Origin of the sequence: Corallococcus sp. BB11-1 (assembly GCF_026626625.1) — a bacterium.
GTDB classification, from domain to species: Bacteria; Myxococcota; Myxococcia; order Myxococcales; family Myxococcaceae; genus Corallococcus; species Corallococcus soli.
In genome coordinates this window covers 266,911-283,466 of the sequence record NZ_JAPNJY010000028.1, presented here as the reverse complement: position 1 = coordinate 283,466, position 16,556 = coordinate 266,911, and the positions used below count along the sequence as shown (strand labels likewise).

Sequence of the window (16,556 nt, the reverse complement as noted above, 5' to 3'; positions counted from 1 at the left end):
CGTCGCCGCCCAGCCTAACTGCTCACGCGGCCGGGAGGATCGCGAGGTCGACGAGGATCTGACGGAGCTCTGCGACACGCTCAGGGCTGAGCGGCTGCAGCGGAGCCCGGAGCGGTCCCACCTGGGTCCCCATCAGTTCGAGCGCCGCGGAGATGGCGCGCGGGAGGCCGTGAGCCACGATGAACTGCAAGAAGGGGAGCTGCCGATAGAAGCTCCGGCGAGCCGCCGCCAGGTCACCTCGCTCGATGGCTTCATAGAGTTCGACGTTGAGCCGGGGGATGACATGCGGAGCCGCGGTGCACCAACCGCTCGCCCCCGCCACGAACGCCGCCAGCGCGAGCGGGTTGCTCCCGTTGTAGAAAGCCACGTCCTCACCGCAGAGCTGGACCAGGCGGTGCATGCGATTGACGTCGCCGGTGCTCTCCTTGACCATCGTGACGTTGGGGATCCGGAGCAGCCGGGAGAGGATGTCGGGGCTCAGGTCGAGCCCCCCCGTCGCGGGGTTGTTGTACACGGCGATCGGGATGGAGATCGCCTTGGCCACCGCGTCGAAGTGTCCAAGGATTTCAGCATCACCGAGCTTCCAGTAGCTCATGGGGATGATCATCACCGCGCTGGCGCCGACCTTCTCGGCGTACTTCGCGTGGCGGACGGTCTGCTCGGTGGTGAGGCTTGAGACACCGACGAGCGTGGGCACCCTTCCCGCCACCCGCTTGACGACCACCTCCGCGACCTGCTCCCGCTCTTCGTCAGACAGATACGGCAACACCCCAGTGCTCCCCAGCGGGGCAATGGCATGGACGCCCGCGCCCACCATGTCCTCCACCAGTCTGCCGAGGAGGACCTCATCCACACGCCCCTCCGTGAATGGGGTGATGGGATAGGAGACGATTCCGCGGAGCTTCATCGCGCGCCTCCTTCCACGTCGTGGCTCTTGTCGAAGAGCTGGTCCCCCCGGTCGGGGACCTCTTCACGAAGCGCGATGCCGCCCATGTTCTGCAACATCGGGGCGTTCTCGCACGCCAGGTAGCGCGCGCGGCCCGCGCCGGTGTTCACATGGTTGTGCCACGCCCACACGGGCACGTAGACGGCGTCTCCCGCCTTCCAGTCAACCCGCTTGCCCCCGACGTATGAGTAGCCCTCGCCTTCGAGGACGAACAGGAGGGTCTCGTAGGTATGGCGATGGCGGTTGGAGGACTGGCCGGGCTCGAGCCAGCCAATGGTCATGCTGAGCGAATGGGAGGGCAGGTCGACGAAGAACACCGGATGCTTCCGGGCCTTCGAGTAGTCCCCGTGCTCACCCGCGCACTCCACCGCGGGATGGGCGAGCCGCTCCGGCATGACCACACGGGGGCGAGGGGGCGTCTTGTCGAAGTCAGCGGAGTGAAACTTCTCGTTCATACAGGGCTCCAGCCGGTTGCCGCGCACCGTTGCGCGACCCTCCGTCTAGCGATTAACTGGACCCATGAAAGGCTCCAGAATCGAGACAGTGAGGGGTCCAGTTCGCCGGCCCTGGCGGTTCGACCTGGTCCTGGAGCGGGGCGGTACGGTCTCGCAACAGACGCAGCTCGCCCGCGCCCTGGTTCAGGAGATCCAGCGAGGACGTCTCCCTCCAGGCTCCATGTTGCCGGGGAGCCGAACGCTCGCGACCCAGTTGGGAGTGAACCGCAAGGTCGTGGTGGCGGCCGTCGAGGAGCTCGTCGCGCAAGGCTGGCTGGAGACCCTCCCGGCCTCGGGGACGCGCGTCGCCGCCCTCCTCCCTCCGTTGGCGGTCGCCGACACCGAAGTGCGCCCACCGCGCACGGCACGCCCGGTCCGGAGCGAGGCCCCGCTCGTGTCCATCACGGACGGCCTGCCCGACACACGAATCGCGCCGCTGGAGGAGTTGGCGCGGGCATACCGTCGGGCGCTTCGCGCGTTCAGCCGGACCGCGTCGGGGTACACCGACGCGGTGGGCGATCCGGGACTCCGCGAGGTGCTCTCCGGCTTCGTCAACCAGGCACGCGGGCTCTCCACGACGAGCGCGGAAGTGTTCCTGACCCGGGGAAGCCAGGGCGCGCTCGGACTCTACGCGCTGTCGATGCTCACGCGCGGGCACGTGGTCGCCGCGGAGACGCCGGGGTACGCGCCCGCGTGGCGGGCGTTCGAGTTCGCTGGAGCCGAGGTCGTCCACATCCCCGTCGACGGCGGCGGCATGAGGACTGACATCCTCGAGGAGACGGCGCGGACCCTGCGCGGACGGCTGAAGGCGGTCTACGTGACGCCGCATCATCAATACCCCACGTCTGTCTCGATGACGCCGGAGAGGCGCATGCACCTGCTCCATCTGGCCGAGCGCTTTGACTTCACGGTGCTCGAGGATGACTACGACTACGAATACCACTTCGAGGGAAATCCCCTGCTGCCGCTTCATGCCACCGCGGGTTCAAGGCGCGTCGTCTACATCGCGTCGCTCTCGAAGCTGCTCGCGCCGGCGATCCGGCTGGGCTACCTCGTCGCTTCTCCCGAGTGCATTCGCAAGCTCGGGGAGACGCGCACGGTGCTTGAGCGGCAGGGCGATCCGGTGCTTGAGCGCGCCATCGCGGAGCTGTTCGAAGACGGCACCCTTCAACAGCATGCGCGGCGCGCTCGCCGCGTCTACAAGGAGCGGCGGGACCACCTCCTGGGGCAGCTCTCCGGGACCCCTTCACTGCGAGCGGGCCTTGCGTACTCCGTCCCCACTGGCGGGTTGGCCCTCTGGCTGCGGCTGCGTCAGCGAAGCGCGGAGTCATTCGCGGCGAGGGCGCGGGAGGAGCGTCTCCTCATCGCGCCGGGTTCGACGTACCTTCATGAAGGCCGGCTCGCCGCCCTTCGCTTCGGTTTCGCCGCCCACGACACGGACGAGCTGTCGCGGATCTGCGACGCCCTCTCCCGTTGCGTCTCTCGCTGAGAACCTTCAGCGCGCAGGGGGTGCCATGACATCGGCGGAGAATCGCAGCTTCGAGAGGTCGTACTGGCATTCCCCCCGGAGCGCGAGCTCCGTGCAGATCTTCCCCAGGAGCGGCACGAGCTTGTAGTTCCAGCCCGAAGCACAGACGACGACGTTGCGGTGGTGCGGCACCGATTCGGGCGCGAAGTCCATGATGATCTCGCGACGAAGGACCCCCTCGTTCCCTGGCTCGGTCACCAGCGCGCAGATGCAGGACGAGGCGAACCGGGGCTCCGGATCAAGCCCCTTCATGTGACGCTTCACCCAGTCGCTGATCTGCTGGACGCACCGCGGGTCCGCGACCTGCTTGTATTCACGGACGTCCCGGAAGGTCCTCACCGGGTAGTTGGCGGCCACCCGGACGTAGGGACTGGAATGGGCCCAGTCGGTCTCGGGGAACCCATAATAGAGCATGGGATCATCGCCGGACTTCTCGTCGAACGAGATCCAGGTGGGGAACTTCACGGCCGGGTCGGTCTGCCGGAAGTACGCCCCCACCATCTCCCAGATCACGAGATCGAGCTGAACCCCCAGCAACGACAACACCTCGTTGACGTAGGGACCGGCCGTCACGACCAGCCTGGCGCCATGATAGACACCTTGATCCGTCTCGACCGTGACGCCCTCCGGCTTCGACTCGATCCGCCGGACGGCGATCCGGCTCTTGAGCGTGACGAGCCCGCTCTCCACGCAGCTCCGGTGGAGCGTCTTCAGCGTGGCCTGGACATGGATGGCGGCGCCATGCCGCTGGAAGAAGCCACTGTAGGCTGACGGCAACTGCTTGAACCCGAAGCGGTCTTCGATGTCGCGAACGCCCAGCGTCTCGTAGGGGAGGTCAAGCTCGCGCATGACCTGGGTCACGGCTTCAATCTGGCCCTCGGCCCCGGTGACTTTCGAGTTGCCGAACCACAGGCAACCCACGGTCTTGAGCAGCTCGACGGAATATTCGGATTGCAGCTCCTCCCACAGGGGGATGGAGTCGAGGACGAGCTGCGATATCTCTCTTTCATTGTACTGGATGCGGAACTGGCGTTCGGCCCCACTCGAAGCGCCCTTGTCGTTGAAATAGTCGAAGCGCTCGAGGACGAGCACCCGCTTCCCTTCGCGGGAAGCGTAGTGGGCGGCGGCCAGACCGATGGAGCCGCCACCGATGACGATGATGTCAAAAGAGTCGTTCATGGTCTCCCCTCCAGGGGGCGCGTCACTCCAGCGTGGGCGTCGCGGCGGCTTCTGCGTCCTCGGTCACCGCCGAGTTCAGCGTCCAGGTCAATCCATAGACCGAGCCGAGCGCCCTGTAGCTCGCGCGCTTCCCGCAGCCCGTGACGCCCACCGTGACCGGATCCAGGCGTGAAGTCTTGAGCTGCGCCCTCGCGCATCCCAGGTCCAACTGCGCGCGGGCCCTCACGTCGGGCACCCACGAGCACTGGCCCATGCGGCAGCGCAGCTCATAGATGCCCTCGGTGCCGCACCCGCTCATCTGATACTGATTCTCACCCAGGTAGTCGGGCGTCAGCTCCTCGGCGCACTTGAGGTCCGTCGCGGCGATCTTCTCCAGGTTCGCATAGCGCTTGGCGTTCATTGACGGCCCCATCCTGGACAGGTCCACCTTGGAGTTGATCCGGCTGCCTCCGCAGCCAGACACCAGGAACGCCACGCCCAGGCCCATCATCGACAAACGCAAGAGGTTCATGGGCGCCTCTCTACCATGGGCGCACCGCACGCTGAGTGCGCTTGCACGAAACCACCCTGGCGGGGTCTTCTCCCCGGCCCATGTCACGCAACACGCAGTGGAAGGTGGCCCTCTTCGGTGTCTCGGCCCTGGTGCTCGTCGCCGCGCTGGTCTTCGCCAGCGGGGCGACGCAGTCCTCCGGGAAGTCGCTCCCGGAGCTGACGGAGAAGGACGCGTTCGCCCAGCAGGCCATGGCGGCCCTCCGTGCCGGGGGCGTCAAGGATGAGCTGGTGTATGACCCGGAGCGCTTCCTCATCCAGGGTATCGCCCCGGACGGCGGATTGGGGATGGCGCTCTTCCTCACCAACTTCCACACCGAGTACCTGGCCCGCCCGCCCGAACAGCGGGCTGAGGTGCTCGCGCGGCTGGGACGGACGGGCGTGCTCCCGGAGGCCCCGGAGACCTACGCACAGGTGCGTCCACTGCTGAGGCTGGTGGTGCGCGCTCGCGACACCTTCGAGCAGTTCTCCCAGGAGCCCGGCGTGTCGGCGCCGGTGTCCTGGCGGCCGCTGGGCGAGGTGCTGGCGGTGGCGCTCGTCCAGGACACCGCGGACGCCATGCGCTACGTCACCTCGGACGACCTGGCGCGCTGGGGCATCCCTTACGAGCAGGCCCACACCGACGCGATGGCCAACCTGCGGCGGCTGGACCCCGTGCCGCTCACGTCCCTGACCCTGGGCGCCTGCCTGCTCTCCACGGACGACAGCTACGCCGCCTCGCGGCTGCTGCTGGAGGACGTGGTGCGCGGCTGCCAGGTCCGGGGCGACCAGGTCGTGATGGTGCCCAACAGGGACACGCTGCTCATCACCGGCTCCGAGGACGCGACGGGCCTGCTCGCGGTGGCGGAGGCGGCCCTGGTGGGCGTCAAGGCGCCGCGCCCGGTGGACGGACACGCGCTGCGCCTCACGGCCGACGGCTGGAAGCCCTTCCTGCCGGCGCCGGGCAGCCCGTCGCGGAGCCTCCTGGAGAACCTCGCGTTCGCCAGCCGGGTGCGCAGCTACCATGAGCAGACCGGGCGGCTGCGGCAGCAGCATGAGCAGGAGGGCTCCCAGCTCTTCGTCGCCGGCTACCTGCCGGAGCAGGACGCGCAGGGGCGCTTCTTCGGGCAGACCGTCTGGCACAGCGACGGAGAGACGCTGCTGCCGCGCGCGGACGTCATCCGCTTCATGGACTCCGCGCTGGGCCCCGACGCGCCCCCGGTGGCCTCCGTCCGCTGGGACCTCGTGGTGCGCGACGCCGGCACGCTGCTGATGCCCGAGCCGGGGCTGTACCCGGAGCGCTACCGCGTGCGGTCCTTTCCCTCCAAGGCGCAGCTCCAGCGCTGGCAGGCCGACCCCACGGCCATGGACCTGCCCTGAGCAGTCCGTGCCCCGGCCTCCCCGCTGTGGTAATCCGCTCTGGCCGCAAGGCGACTTTCCATCCCTCCAACCTGGAAGAACCCCATGGCAGGCAGCAGCCTGATTGCGCTCCTCGACGACATCGCGACCATCCTGGATGACGTCTCCATCCTGACGAAGGTGGCGGCGAAGAAGACGGCGGGCGTGCTCGGAGACGACCTGGCGCTCAACGCACAGCAGGTCACGGGCGTGAAGGCGGACCGCGAACTGCCCGTGGTGTGGGCGGTGGCGAAGGGCTCGATGGTCAACAAGGCCATCCTGGTGCCAGCGGCGCTGGCCATCAGCGCGCTGGCGCCCTGGCTGGTGACCCCGCTGCTGATGGTGGGCGGCGCCTTCCTCTGCTTCGAGGGCTTCGAGAAGATCGCGCACAAGTTCCTGCACAGCGCGGAGGAGGACAGCGCGCACCACGCCCAGTTGCGTGAGGCGCTGACGAACCCGGACGTGGACCTGGTCGCCCTGGAGAAGGACAAGATCAAGGGCGCGGTGCGCACCGACTTCATCCTCTCCGCGGAGATCATCGCCATCACCCTGGGCACCGTGGCGACGGTGGGCTTCGCCACCCGCGTGTCGGTGCTGGTGGGCATCGCCCTCATCATGACCGTGGGCGTGTACGGGCTCGTGGCGGGCATCGTGAAGCTGGACGACGCGGGGCTCTATCTCAGCCGTCAGTCCGGGAGCTTCCAGCGCAGCCTGGGCGCGGGCATCCTCCGCACGGCGCCGTGGCTGATGAAGTTCCTCTCCGTCGCGGGCACGGCGGCCATGTTCCTGGTGGGCGGCGGCATCCTCGTGCACGGCATCTCCAGCCTGCACCACGCGGAGGAGTCCTTCACCGCCTGGGCCGCGGCCGTGCCGGGCGTGGGCGCCCTCCTGGGCGGGCTCGCCCCCATGCTGCTCAACGCCGCGGTGGGGCTGGGCGCCGGGGCCGTGCTGGTGCTGCTCTTCACCCTGGGCAAGAAGGTCGTGAAGGGCCGGGGCCCGAAGAAGTAGCAGCGCCCCGATGAGCCCGGGAGCACCTGCCCGAGCACGGCGGGTGCTCACCCCCGGCGTGAGAACGTTGAGGAGCGAGCACTGGCGCTGGTGGGTCTTCCAGGAATCCATCTCCGGCCACGTGGGCTCCCTGGCCTACCGCGAGGAGACCGGCGCCCAGGGCCACCGCCGCAGTGAGGCCCCCTCTCGCGCCGCCGTCAGAAGCGCACGGCGAGCAGGGGGAGGGTGGCGCGGGGCTGCCAGCGCCGGGTGCGCAGGCCGTCACGGCGGGCCTGGAGCTCGCGCAGCTCCTGCTCCATCAGGGTGCGCTCCTGGATGAGCGCGTCGCGCCGGTCCTTCTTCTCCCGGGCCGCCCGCGCTCCCCCCGAGAAGCCGCCGATGATCAGCCCCACGCCCGCCGCGCCGGGCACCGCGAAGACCAGGCCCACGGTCATGAGCGCGTCCCCGGTGCTGCCCGCCTCGTCCAGTCCACCGATTATGAGCGGCAGGCCAATGAGCAGCAGCGGCGAGAGACAGAAGCCGATGATGGTCATGGCCTTGTAGCCACCGGGGCGGCCCAGGCGGATGGAGTTGATCTGCCCCTGGAGCAGGCCCACCTGCTGGGTCAGCTCCGCGATGCGCGCGTCCAGGCCCGCATCCGCGCCCATCGGCTGGGGGTCCTGCTCGGCCCGCTCCGGGAACGGCGCAGCGGGAAAGAGTTCCGGCTCCGAGCCCGTGGTCGCCTGCGCCACCAGCAGCCGCGCGGACAAGGGGCGTCCATCGAAGGACGGCGCGGTCGATACCAGGGACAGGGGGGAGGCAGCGGGGACAGCGGCCAGCAGGACGGCGGCGACCAGCGACAGCATGGCAGTCGATCCTTTCGCGAGCGCGACGGAAGGACGAGCCTAGCATCCGGTTCATCCGGAATGACTTCGCCGGGCCCCACCTCTTGACAGCCCCCCACTCCGAAATTATCTAGTGCACTAGATATTAGAGCACTAGAGAACAATGGCTCCGAAACAGCGAACCGTCGGCACACAACTCTCCTTCGCGCTCTATGGAGCGGCGAACCGGATGGCGCGTCTACACAAGCCCTTCCTTGAGCCGCTGGGCCTGACCTTTCCCCAGTATCTCGTGATCCTTGAGCTGCTGAATGGCGCGCCCCTGGCCGTTGGAGAACTTGGCACCCGCCTTGGCATGGACACGGGCACCATCACGCCACTGGTCAAGCGGCTTGAGAGCGCCGGCTTCGTAGCGCGCACCCGCGACCGCACCGACGAACGCCGCGTGCTGGTCGACCTGACAGCCCATGGCCGCGGCCTTGCAGCCGAGGTCCGGGGCATCACGGACAAGATCAAGTCGGCATGCCAGCTCACCGACCAGCGCCTGGACGACCTCCGTCGCGCGCTCGAAGCGCTCGCCCACCCGGCCGACGAATGAAGGCTTCAAGAACAACAGGGAGATTCAAATATGAAGATTGGCATCCTGGGGACCGGCCACATCGGGAAGACCCTGGTTCGAAGGCTGAGTGCGGCCGGACATGACGTGAAGGTAGCCAACTCCCGTGGCCCGGAGACGATCGGAGCCGACGTGCTGGAACACGGCGGGCGCGCGGTCACGGCGGCGGAAGCCGTCGCGAACGTTGACGTCGTGATCCTCTCGATTCCCCTCAACCGTCTTGCCGGGATCGCGCCGCTCATCGCCAGCGTCCCCGCCGAGACGGTCGTCATCGACACCTCGAACTACTACCCGGCGCGCGACAGCAGGATCGACGCAATCGAAGCCGGTCAGGTCGAGAGCCTGTGGGTGGCCGAGCAGCTGGGCCGGCCGGTCGTGAAGGCATGGAACTCCATCGGCTCCGACTCCTTCGCGAAGAAGGCCAGGGCCCCAGGGAGCCCGGACCGCATCGCGCTTCCCGTTGCAGGGAATAGCGAGAGAGAACGCAAGGTGGGAATGGCGCTCGTCGACGACACCGGGTTCGACGCCTTCGACGCGGGGACGCTTGCGGAGTCGTGGCGGCAGCAGCCTGGCGCGCCGTGCTACGGCACGGACCTCACCCGCGAGCAGATGGCGAGCGCCCTTGCCGCGGCAGAGCGCGCGCGACTGCCGAAGCGGCGCGACCTGGCTGTTGCGGCCTTCATGGAACGGCTGGGAGACGGCACGACGAACCCAGACGCGGAATACGGCGTCCGCCTGAGTCGTGCGCTGTACATGTGAGCCCTGGTGCCGTCCTCCGCGATGCGTCTCGCGCAAGAGGATCCGCGCGCGCGGATCCTCTCTCCCCGGCCCACGCCTCCTCGACGCCGGGCGCCTCGACCTCTTTCGCGGACACGCGCTAGGAAGCGGACAGGGGGTCCTGACTCCCCTCCTCCTCCGTGACGAACTCCCCCGGTTCGACCGGCATGATGCAGTGGACCAGGAGGACGCGCAGCACGCTGTCGAGGGCGAACGAAACCCGGAGGCCCTCCACCGTCGTGACGAAGCCGTCGTCGACGCGCTTCATCCGGGACAGGACGGGCTCCAGCGACACCGCGCTTCGCAACAGGAGCGCGAAGTTCTCCAGATGGGTCTCCAGGTGGAGGCGCACCTCGCCCGGAAGCCGCTGGAGCTGCCGCTCCGCTCGCCGCGAATAGAAGAGCCGGGACATGCACTCACGCTAGGCATGGGCCTGGGGACCGTCCGCGCGGCGAGGACGCGCGCCCCCTGAGCTGGCAGGCAGGGGACGCGCAGCGCTTCAACCCGGACAGCCTTTTCTTCACCCGCCTCTCAAGGCGAAGGCGCCAAGGGCAGCAGGAACCGCTGGCCCACACCGGACGGCCCGGGTCCCCCAGGGCGCCTTCCGGCCACGCGGCGGGCCTTGAAGCCCGGTGCCGCTCCACGGGGCCCGGAAGCGGGTGCGCGGTCGCCCACCAGGGAGCGCACGCCGCCCTTGCGACGCCCATGGATTTGGAGCACGAGGGGCGCCTCGTGATCGTCCGCCCCCGCCCTGGCTTCTTCCGCCTCCTCTTCGTCGTGCGAGGCACCATCCTGCCGCGCGTCCTGCCCCACATCCTGGGCATCGCGGGGCTCGCCTGCCTCGTCGTCTTCACGTTCGAGCAGGGCTACCTGCGGCTGCGGGTCACCTCCCCCGCGCCCCTGTCGCTGCTCGGCATCGCGCTCTCCATCTTCCTCGGGTTCCGGAACAACGCCTGCTACGACCGCTGGTGGGAGGCGCGCAAGCAGTGGGGCGCGCTCATCATCGAGGTGCGCGCGTTGACCCACGCGGCCATCGCGCTGCTGGACGACGGGCGCGCCGAACAGCCCGTCGCGGGGCAGCAGGCGGCGCGGAGGCTCGTGCACCGCAACATCGCCTTCGCGCACGCGCTCGCCGCGCACCTGCGCGGATACGACGCGCGGGAGGACCTCTCCCGCTTCCTGGAGGAGCCCGAGCTTTCGCGCGTGCTGGCCAGCGGGAACCGCCCGAACGCGCTGCTGCGCGAGCATCAGCGCGAGCTGGCCACGCTGCTTCGCGAGGGCCGGCTCACCGACATCACCTGGGGTGCGCTGAACGAGCGGGTGCACGCCCTGATGAGTGTGTTCACCGCCTGCGAGCGCATCCGCTTCACCCCGCTGCCCTTCGCCTACACCGTGCTCCTGCACCGCACCGCGTACCTCTTCTGCCTGCTGCTGCCTTTCGGGCTCGCGGAGGCGATGGGGTGGTTCACGCCCGTGCTCTCAGCGATGATCGCCTACACCTTCTTCGGGCTGGACCGCTTGAGCGACGAGCTGGAGGAGCCCTTCGGCACCGCGCCCAATGACCTGCCCCTGCTCGCGATGACGCGCACGGCGGAGATCAACCTGCTGGAAGCGCTGGGAGAGCCCCAACCCGAACCGCTGCGCTCCGAGAACTTCATCCTCCCCTAGGAGCGCGAGGCCCACGCAAACACACATAAGACATCCGAGGCCTGGCGGGGCTTACGGCTTTTCAGGGGCGTTCCCGGTGACTATGCTGCGAGCCGGAAACACGAACGAAACATCGAAGTCCCCTGTCACTTCACCCCGAAAGGTAGGCTTGAGATGAATCTCTCCGTCAAGAAGGCCGGTCGTGTGTTGCTCGCCATGCTCACGGGCGCGTCCATGTCGTTCGGACTCACGCTGGCATTTTCCACCCCGGCGCAAGCATCGCAGGTGGAGTGCAATCCCGTGGAGTGCAGCCAGAGCTGTCAGGCCAAGGGCGCTCGGTTTGGCAAGTGTGTCAACGCCGCCTGCACCTGCTTCTGAACTCCCGTCGTGAGCCTTCCGTGAATCATCATGCGGCGCGTCGAATCCTGTCGACGCGCCGCGTGGTACCGGAAGTCGCGGGCCCCCCTCCCTGAGGGAGGAGCACGCCCGCTCCCCCTGGAGCCGGGGCAGCTCAATGCGGTGCCGGCGCGGAGTCCGCGGAGATGGCGCCGAGCGTCCTGCCACTCTCCTGCGCGTCCAGCTCCTCCGCGATGTCTCCCAGGGCGAGGATGCCCACCAGCCGCTTGTCCTGGTTCAACACCAGGATGCGGCGGATCTTCGAGGCCCTCATCTTCTCGGCCGCCTGGGTGACGTCGTCGTCTTCGAAGACGTAGTCCACGCCGCGCGTCATGGCCTGGGCCACCTGGGTCCCCTCCATGTCCAGGCCCTGCGCCACCGCGCGCACCACGATGTCCCGGTCGGTGACGATTCCCACCAGCTCGTCGCCGTCGCAGACGGGCATGGGGCCTACGTCTAGGTCGCGCATCTTGATCGCGGCCACCTTCAAGGAGTCGGACGGGCGGAGGGTCTCCACGTCCGGGGTCATCACTTCACTCACTCGTTGCATCGCCATGGCGTCTCTCCCGCGGGGGGATGAACCCGCTTCTCCTTCAGCGTGGGCACCACGCCGCCGGCCGGCATGCGTGTCTGTCCATTCCCCGGGCCCAGGGCATGCAGGGGCCCTTGGGCACCCACGGCGCGCGGGCATGACACGTCAGGAATCGCTCCTGATGCGTCAGGCCAGCGGCGGGACGGGGGCCTGCCATGGATTTCCGGCAGGTTCGGCGGTGCGAGTCATTGGCGCGGGGGGTGCAGTGACGTTCCTGCGTCCGCCCGGGATTTCCCTGCCGCGGATGTCCCCCTTCGACGAGGAACGCCCATGACCACCATGTATGACGATCTGTTCTTCCGCTCCAACCTGTCGGACTACGGCCAGCTTCCTTCGCCCCCGCTGGCCTACGAGTCGCCGGACATCATCCCTTCCGGCATCTACCCCACCAACGACCCGCAGGCCTTCTTCTCCAGCAACTACAACCAGGACGTGGGCCAGAACCTGGTGACCGGCGGGCAGAACTACATCTACCTGCGCACCAAGAACCTCTCCAGCGGCGCGGAGAGCGGCAAGGTGTCGCTGTACTACACGCCTGCCAGCCTGTTGCTCTACCCGAACAAGTGGAAGGACAACGCGCTCAAGACCAGCGACAACCAGACCGAGGTCTTCCTCCAGGCCCCCCGCGCGGGCGACATCGCCGTGACGGACAACCCCTTCGTCTGGGCGCCGAACTCCATCAGCGGTGACCACTACTGCCTCATCAGCCGGGTCTCCACCCCCAAGCACGACAACCCCGTGCCGGTGGTGGGCAGCTACACCGACCTGACGGAGTTCATCCTCAACAACCCGGGCTTCGGCTGGCGCAACGTCGCGCTCGTGGACGCCAACACCCCCACCTTCAACACGACCGTGGAGTACTCCCAGGGGACCGAGGCAGGAAGCATCATCTTCCAGCTCGAGTGCACCAACGTGCCCGGCGGGGCCAGCGTCGCCTTCTCCGCGGGGACCCCGGGCCCCTCCCCGCTCATCGTCCTGGAGAAGACGACCGTGCCGCAGAACAACGGCAGCTGGAACACGTCCGTCACCTGCAGCGTGCCCGCCAACTACACCACGAACATCACCTACTCGTACTGGGCCAATGGCACCCAGCCCCAGCCGGGCTTCCAGATCCGGCTCAAGCCCATTGCCTACTTCGACCAGAGCAGCCGGTTCTTCCACCAGCTGCGCTCGCCCCAGGAGCTGGGCGCGTCGCCGGAGCTGGCGCGGAGGATGAGCGCCCAGCGCGGCATCGTGCTCGGCTCGCACGCCACCATCGGCCGCTGAGCGGCCCGCTGCTCGCGAAGCACCCGGGAGCGGTCATCGGGACGGGTCGTCAGACCGTCACCGGTGGCCGCTCTTCGCATGTCCCCGCCCCGGCCAGCACCACCGGGAAACGACGAAGCGGCCACCGGAGGCGGGCTTGAAGCCCGCCCTCCGATGGCCGCCAGGTTCAAACCCAGCCGCCGAGCCTAGTTCTTCGTCATGCGGGCTTCGCTCAACACCATGGACCAGTTGTCCATGAGGTCCACCTGCTGCCCGTCCTGCCCCTGCGCCGGGTACTTCAGCGACGTCTTCGTGTTCAGGTGGCTGGTCATGTAGATGAGCCGCTGCACCGCGGGCCCTGGCTGGGAGGGCTGGCCCTTGTCATCCCGCAGCGAGTCCCGGAAGCGTGCGTTCAGGTAGAAGGGCGGGATGGTCTGGTAGTTCATCCGCACCCGGATGCTCTTCCACCCGCTCACCGCCGAAAGCGGCACCTGGTAGACGAGCTGGTCCACGCCCTTCGCGGGCGACGTGTTGAAGTCCGGGTCCCCCGACACGCTCGTGTCGTTGGGCCCGAGCACGAGGCTGAACGGCTCGGTGAGGCTCGCGAGCTGCTTGAGGTTCAGGCCGAGCAGCATCTCGTCCGACTTGCGCTGCGCCGGGGCAGTCCAGCCCTCCGGCAGCAGGCGGTTGTCCTTCACCTCCTTGAACTGCTGGAGCTCCAGGCTCGTGAGGCGGTTCATGTCATCCACCGCGCGCAATTCATAGACCTGCGCCTGGTCCTGCCGGGTGATGACCTGGTGGTTCGGCTGGAGCTGGGACGTGTCGGTGGTGAACTCGCTCGCCAGCAGCGCGCTGTCATCCGACTTGCAGACGCCGTTGCAGATGACGCCCAGGGGGTTGGGCTGACCGGACGCCCACAGCACCTTGTCGGCGGCGTCCCGCACCTCGAACTGGAGGAAGGCCCGGCGGAAGCCCGCGCCGCTGGGGAACTTGTGGCCCACGTTGCTGGTGACGGTGACGGGCACGCTCAACAGGCCGCTGTCCTCCTTGTACTGGCCCAGGGAGACCAGGACCGCGGGCTGCGTCGGATCAAACACGCCCTGTGAGGTGTTCACCGCCAGGTCCAGGATGGACTGCTCGGCGTTGAGCAGGTTCTTCGCGAAGGTGTAGTCGCGCTTGCCGTCCGTGAGCGGCTTCACGGAGCCGTCCGGGAACTTCAGCGCGAGGAACACGTCGTCCACGCTTAGCGCGCGGCCGGGTTGGAACGCGAGCCGCAGCGCGCGGGTCCCCGCGGGAATCGGCGTGGGGCTCGCGGCATGCACGGACAGCCAGCGCTGCTGGGTGGCCGTCACCGGGGTGGCGCCGGCCGTGTTCGTCCAGGCCCCCTGCCCTGCCTGCTGCTGCAAGGAGAGCGTGCCGCACGGCGCGACGCCATCGCAGTACACCGTGGCGCCCCACTGGACGGTCGCCGCCCCCGCCGCCCGGTCGATGAGGTCCTGGTACGAGGACACGTCCACGGTCAGCGCCGCGCCGCCACTCAGCTGGAAGAACTGCGCGCCGTGGCTGGGACGGATGGCCTGCTGGGCCATCCCCTGCTGCTGGGTCACCACCGTGACCGTCGCGCCGGAGTCCGGCACCCAGCCGTCGGCCTTCGGGCCGTCTTCCGCGCCCGGGTTGGTGACGAGGTTGGGCGTGCGCGCGAGGATCTCCGGGCTCTGGAGGTACGGCGGCACGCGCGAGTCCGGCTGCGCATAGAAGTCCAGGCCCAGCACGTCCGGGAACTGCTGGAACATCTCATGGACGAACAGGTTGATGCCCAGGAGCGTGTGGCGGTTGTACTGCCGGGGCGGCAGCGCTGTGTTGTCGCGGTAGAAGGCCGCCAGGTCCGGGTTCTGCTGCGCCACCTTCACGCTGCCGTCGAACGGCGAGTCGGGCGAGGTGATCTGCATGTGGCACGTCATGCAGGTGGAGGTGGACTGGGCATAGCCGCTGTTGAGCCACTCGAAGTAGGTCGTCTGCTCGTAGGCCAGCTCCACGCACGGGTCGGTCAGGAAGTCGCCGGTGGGGCTGAAGGTCGTCTGGCCCTGCGCGCAGCTCGCGGGGCGCTTGTAGACGCCCTGGGCCTCCGCCTCCGCGATGGGCATGGAGGGCCGGTAGTTCGTGGGCACCTTGGGCAGGATGACGACGTGGCACGAGCCGCAGACCATGGAGTCGCGCAGGTAGCTGTGTCCGCCCACCGTGGCGGCCGTCTCCAGGCTGAGGCCCGCGGCGGCCATGGGCTGCTTCTTCAGGCGCGTGTCCGGGCCCACGATGGTGCCCGGGCGCAGGTTCATGGACGACGTGAACGGGAACGGCGGCGGCTGCACGGTTTCGTCGCGCTGCTTGAGGCGGGACGCCACGTCGTCACCGAAGATGGTGCCCTCCTGGGTGCCGTAGAAGGCCGTGTAGTCCGTGCCGTTCCAGGGCTGCCCGCTGGTGGGCGCCACGGAGTGGCACGCGCTGCATGAGACGCCGTCGCGGCCCAGCGCGCCCAGCACCGCCCGCTCCGGGTCCTGCGTGGAGTTGGCGGGCGTCGCGTAGAGCAGGTCGTGCGTGAAGGGCTTGTGCTGGCTTTGCGCCTGGCGCTGCCCCAGCGGGGAGTGGCAGCGCAGGCAGAGGTTGTCCACCGTGGTGGGCTGGTGGGGCGACAGCTTCCGCGTGGTCTCCACCTGCGCGAGGAAGATGGGGTCGCGGCCCGCCAGCGCCTTCACGGACGCGCTCCAGTCACCGAACGGAGACCAGTTGGCCGCGAGCGGCAGGGGCGCGTCGGGGTCCAGGAAGGACGGCTGCGTATTGGCGTTCCAGAACGTGTCCACGGTGGGCATCTGCCAGAAGGCCATGGTGGGCAGGGGCTGGTAGGTTTTCGGGGCGTCGGGAGGCCGGGTGATGTCGCTGTTGGCCAGCCAGTCCGCGTCATGGCAGGACTGACACACCAGCGAGGTATTGAACCGCTGGCTGCCCAGGTCCAGCCCGTTGTGCGCGATGTCCAGGGTCCGGTTGGGCAGCCCCTGGAGCGAGGCCTTCGTCAGCGCGGGGAAGGTGACGCCGCCCTGCTTGCCATAGAAGGCGAGGAACTGCTGGGCCTGGATGTCATCCTCGTCCAGCGGCTGGGTCAGCTTGTTGCCGTGGGGGAAGACGGGGTACGGCGTGGGCACGGTGCCCGGCGTGGGCACGGAGGTCATCTGGACCCCGCTCGCATCCTCGCGGAGGGGCGGGGGGCGGGTGGACCCCGTCTCCTGGGAGTCCCCTCCCCGCTGTCCGACCAGGGCCACCGCCACGGTCAGGGCGCTCGCGCCTCCCAGCGCGAGCAGGAGATATCGCTGACGATTTGTCTTCATGGAT

The 16,556-nt window shown here is 68.5% G+C and carries 16 protein-coding genes; 8 read left to right on the top strand and 8 right to left on the bottom strand.

All coding sequences use genetic code 11. The features are described 5' to 3' along the window. Positions 1-22: 22 nt before the first annotated feature. A complete protein-coding gene (locus tag OV207_RS22710; protein WP_267557189.1) occupies positions 23-907 on the bottom strand; it encodes a dihydrodipicolinate synthase family protein in 885 nt (294 codons plus the stop codon). Beyond that, on the bottom strand, positions 904-1,401 hold the full coding sequence (locus tag OV207_RS22705) for a cupin domain-containing protein (RefSeq protein ID WP_267557188.1): 498 nt from the start codon (positions 1,399-1,401) through the stop codon (positions 904-906). Before OV207_RS22705 ends, OV207_RS22710 begins: the two co-directional genes overlap by 4 nt. A gap of 64 nt (positions 1,402-1,465) precedes the next feature. Here OV207_RS22705 and OV207_RS22700 point away from each other — a divergent pair, with 64 nt between their 5' ends. Next, a complete protein-coding gene (locus tag OV207_RS22700; RefSeq protein WP_267557187.1) occupies positions 1,466-2,929 on the top strand; it encodes a PLP-dependent aminotransferase family protein in 1,464 nt (487 codons plus the stop codon). A 6-nt stretch (positions 2,930-2,935) separates the two neighbouring features. On the opposite strand, the gene OV207_RS22695 is transcribed toward OV207_RS22700, so the two are convergent. Both OV207_RS22695 and OV207_RS22690 read right to left on the bottom strand, forming a co-directional pair. Then, positions 2,936-4,147 (bottom strand): FAD-dependent oxidoreductase, encoded by a 1,212-nt coding sequence (locus OV207_RS22695; RefSeq protein WP_267557186.1) that lies wholly within the window; start codon positions 4,145-4,147, stop codon positions 2,936-2,938. 22 nt (positions 4,148-4,169) lie between these two features. Continuing rightward, positions 4,170-4,658, bottom strand: coding sequence for a hypothetical protein (locus tag OV207_RS22690; protein WP_267557185.1), 489 nt, complete (start codon positions 4,656-4,658; stop codon positions 4,170-4,172). An 80-nt stretch (positions 4,659-4,738) separates the two neighbouring features. Between OV207_RS22690 and OV207_RS22685 the strand changes: the two genes are divergently transcribed. Together OV207_RS22685 and OV207_RS22680 are read left to right on the top strand one after the other, a co-directional pair. After that, positions 4,739-6,055 carry a hypothetical protein gene (locus OV207_RS22685; protein WP_267557184.1) on the top strand — a complete coding sequence of 439 codons (1,317 nt, stop codon included), beginning with the start codon at positions 4,739-4,741 and terminating at the stop codon, positions 6,053-6,055. Positions 6,056-6,139: 84 nt separating this feature from the next. Then, a complete protein-coding gene (locus tag OV207_RS22680) occupies positions 6,140-7,081 on the top strand; it encodes a DUF808 domain-containing protein (RefSeq protein ID WP_267557183.1) in 942 nt (313 codons plus the stop codon). A gap of 197 nt (positions 7,082-7,278) precedes the next feature. Here OV207_RS22680 and OV207_RS22675 read toward each other — a convergent pair whose 3' ends face one another. After that, complete coding sequence (locus OV207_RS22675; protein ID WP_267557181.1) at positions 7,279-7,926, bottom strand: hypothetical protein; 648 nt, start codon at positions 7,924-7,926, stop codon at positions 7,279-7,281. A gap of 142 nt (positions 7,927-8,068) precedes the next feature. Here OV207_RS22675 and OV207_RS22670 point away from each other — a divergent pair, with 142 nt between their 5' ends. Together OV207_RS22670 and OV207_RS22665 are read left to right on the top strand one after the other, a co-directional pair. Further along, the gene (locus OV207_RS22670) at positions 8,069-8,500 is read left to right on the top strand and encodes a MarR family winged helix-turn-helix transcriptional regulator (RefSeq protein WP_267557180.1); all 432 of its coding nucleotides are present in this window, start codon (positions 8,069-8,071) and stop codon (positions 8,498-8,500) included. Positions 8,501-8,530: 30 nt separating this feature from the next. Next, on the top strand, positions 8,531-9,277 hold the full coding sequence (locus OV207_RS22665) for an NADPH-dependent F420 reductase (RefSeq protein ID WP_193428195.1): 747 nt from the start codon (positions 8,531-8,533) through the stop codon (positions 9,275-9,277). Positions 9,278-9,395: 118 nt separating this feature from the next. Here OV207_RS22665 and OV207_RS22660 read toward each other — a convergent pair whose 3' ends face one another. Further along, positions 9,396-9,707 (bottom strand): hypothetical protein, encoded by a 312-nt coding sequence (locus OV207_RS22660; RefSeq protein ID WP_193428196.1) that lies wholly within the window; start codon positions 9,705-9,707, stop codon positions 9,396-9,398. A gap of 320 nt (positions 9,708-10,027) precedes the next feature. Between OV207_RS22660 and OV207_RS22655 the strand changes: the two genes are divergently transcribed. After that, entirely contained in the window at positions 10,028-10,963 is a 936-nt protein-coding gene (locus tag OV207_RS22655) for a bestrophin family protein (protein ID WP_193428197.1), read from the top strand. A gap of 153 nt (positions 10,964-11,116) precedes the next feature. Continuing rightward, the gene (locus OV207_RS22650; RefSeq protein ID WP_267557179.1) at positions 11,117-11,320 is read left to right on the top strand and encodes a hypothetical protein; all 204 of its coding nucleotides are present in this window, start codon (positions 11,117-11,119) and stop codon (positions 11,318-11,320) included. Positions 11,321-11,453: 133 nt separating this feature from the next. On the opposite strand, the gene OV207_RS22645 is transcribed toward OV207_RS22650, so the two are convergent. Further along, on the bottom strand, positions 11,454-11,894 hold the full coding sequence (locus OV207_RS22645; protein WP_193428198.1) for a CBS domain-containing protein: 441 nt from the start codon (positions 11,892-11,894) through the stop codon (positions 11,454-11,456). A gap of 306 nt (positions 11,895-12,200) precedes the next feature. Between OV207_RS22645 and OV207_RS22640 the strand changes: the two genes are divergently transcribed. After that, complete coding sequence (locus OV207_RS22640; RefSeq protein WP_267557178.1) at positions 12,201-13,196, top strand: hypothetical protein; 996 nt, start codon at positions 12,201-12,203, stop codon at positions 13,194-13,196. 185 nt (positions 13,197-13,381) lie between these two features. On the opposite strand, the gene OV207_RS22635 is transcribed toward OV207_RS22640, so the two are convergent. Continuing rightward, the gene (locus OV207_RS22635; protein ID WP_267557177.1) at positions 13,382-16,552 is read right to left on the bottom strand and encodes a hypothetical protein; all 3,171 of its coding nucleotides are present in this window, start codon (positions 16,550-16,552) and stop codon (positions 13,382-13,384) included. Positions 16,553-16,556 lie beyond the last annotated feature (4 nt).

What these genes read in the sequence shown, in the direction of transcription:
- OV207_RS22700 (WP_267557187.1), top strand. Translation starts at nt 1,466, where the DNA reads ATGAAAGGCTCCAGAATCGAGACAGTGAGGGGTCCAGTTCGCCGGCCC.
- OV207_RS22680 (WP_267557183.1), top strand. Translation starts at nt 6,140, where the DNA reads ATGGCAGGCAGCAGCCTGATTGCGCTCCTCGACGACATCGCGACCATC.
- OV207_RS22685 (WP_267557184.1), top strand. Translation starts at nt 4,739, where the DNA reads ATGTCACGCAACACGCAGTGGAAGGTGGCCCTCTTCGGTGTCTCGGCC.
- OV207_RS22710 (WP_267557189.1), bottom strand. Translation starts at nt 907, where the DNA reads ATGAAGCTCCGCGGAATCGTCTCCTATCCCATCACCCCATTCACGGAG.
- OV207_RS22650 (WP_267557179.1), top strand. Translation starts at nt 11,117, where the DNA reads ATGAATCTCTCCGTCAAGAAGGCCGGTCGTGTGTTGCTCGCCATGCTC.
- OV207_RS22660 (WP_193428196.1), bottom strand. Translation starts at nt 9,707, where the DNA reads ATGTCCCGGCTCTTCTATTCGCGGCGAGCGGAGCGGCAGCTCCAGCGG.
- OV207_RS22665 (WP_193428195.1), top strand. Translation starts at nt 8,531, where the DNA reads ATGAAGATTGGCATCCTGGGGACCGGCCACATCGGGAAGACCCTGGTT.
- OV207_RS22690 (WP_267557185.1), bottom strand. Translation starts at nt 4,658, where the DNA reads ATGAACCTCTTGCGTTTGTCGATGATGGGCCTGGGCGTGGCGTTCCTG.
- OV207_RS22675 (WP_267557181.1), bottom strand. Translation starts at nt 7,926, where the DNA reads ATGCTGTCGCTGGTCGCCGCCGTCCTGCTGGCCGCTGTCCCCGCTGCC.
- OV207_RS22670 (WP_267557180.1), top strand. Translation starts at nt 8,069, where the DNA reads ATGGCTCCGAAACAGCGAACCGTCGGCACACAACTCTCCTTCGCGCTC.
- OV207_RS22645 (WP_193428198.1), bottom strand. Translation starts at nt 11,894, where the DNA reads ATGGCGATGCAACGAGTGAGTGAAGTGATGACCCCGGACGTGGAGACC.
- OV207_RS22705 (WP_267557188.1), bottom strand. Translation starts at nt 1,401, where the DNA reads ATGAACGAGAAGTTTCACTCCGCTGACTTCGACAAGACGCCCCCTCGC.
- OV207_RS22640 (WP_267557178.1), top strand. Translation starts at nt 12,201, where the DNA reads ATGACCACCATGTATGACGATCTGTTCTTCCGCTCCAACCTGTCGGAC.
- OV207_RS22635 (WP_267557177.1), bottom strand. Translation starts at nt 16,552, where the DNA reads ATGAAGACAAATCGTCAGCGATATCTCCTGCTCGCGCTGGGAGGCGCG.
- OV207_RS22695 (WP_267557186.1), bottom strand. Translation starts at nt 4,147, where the DNA reads ATGAACGACTCTTTTGACATCATCGTCATCGGTGGCGGCTCCATCGGT.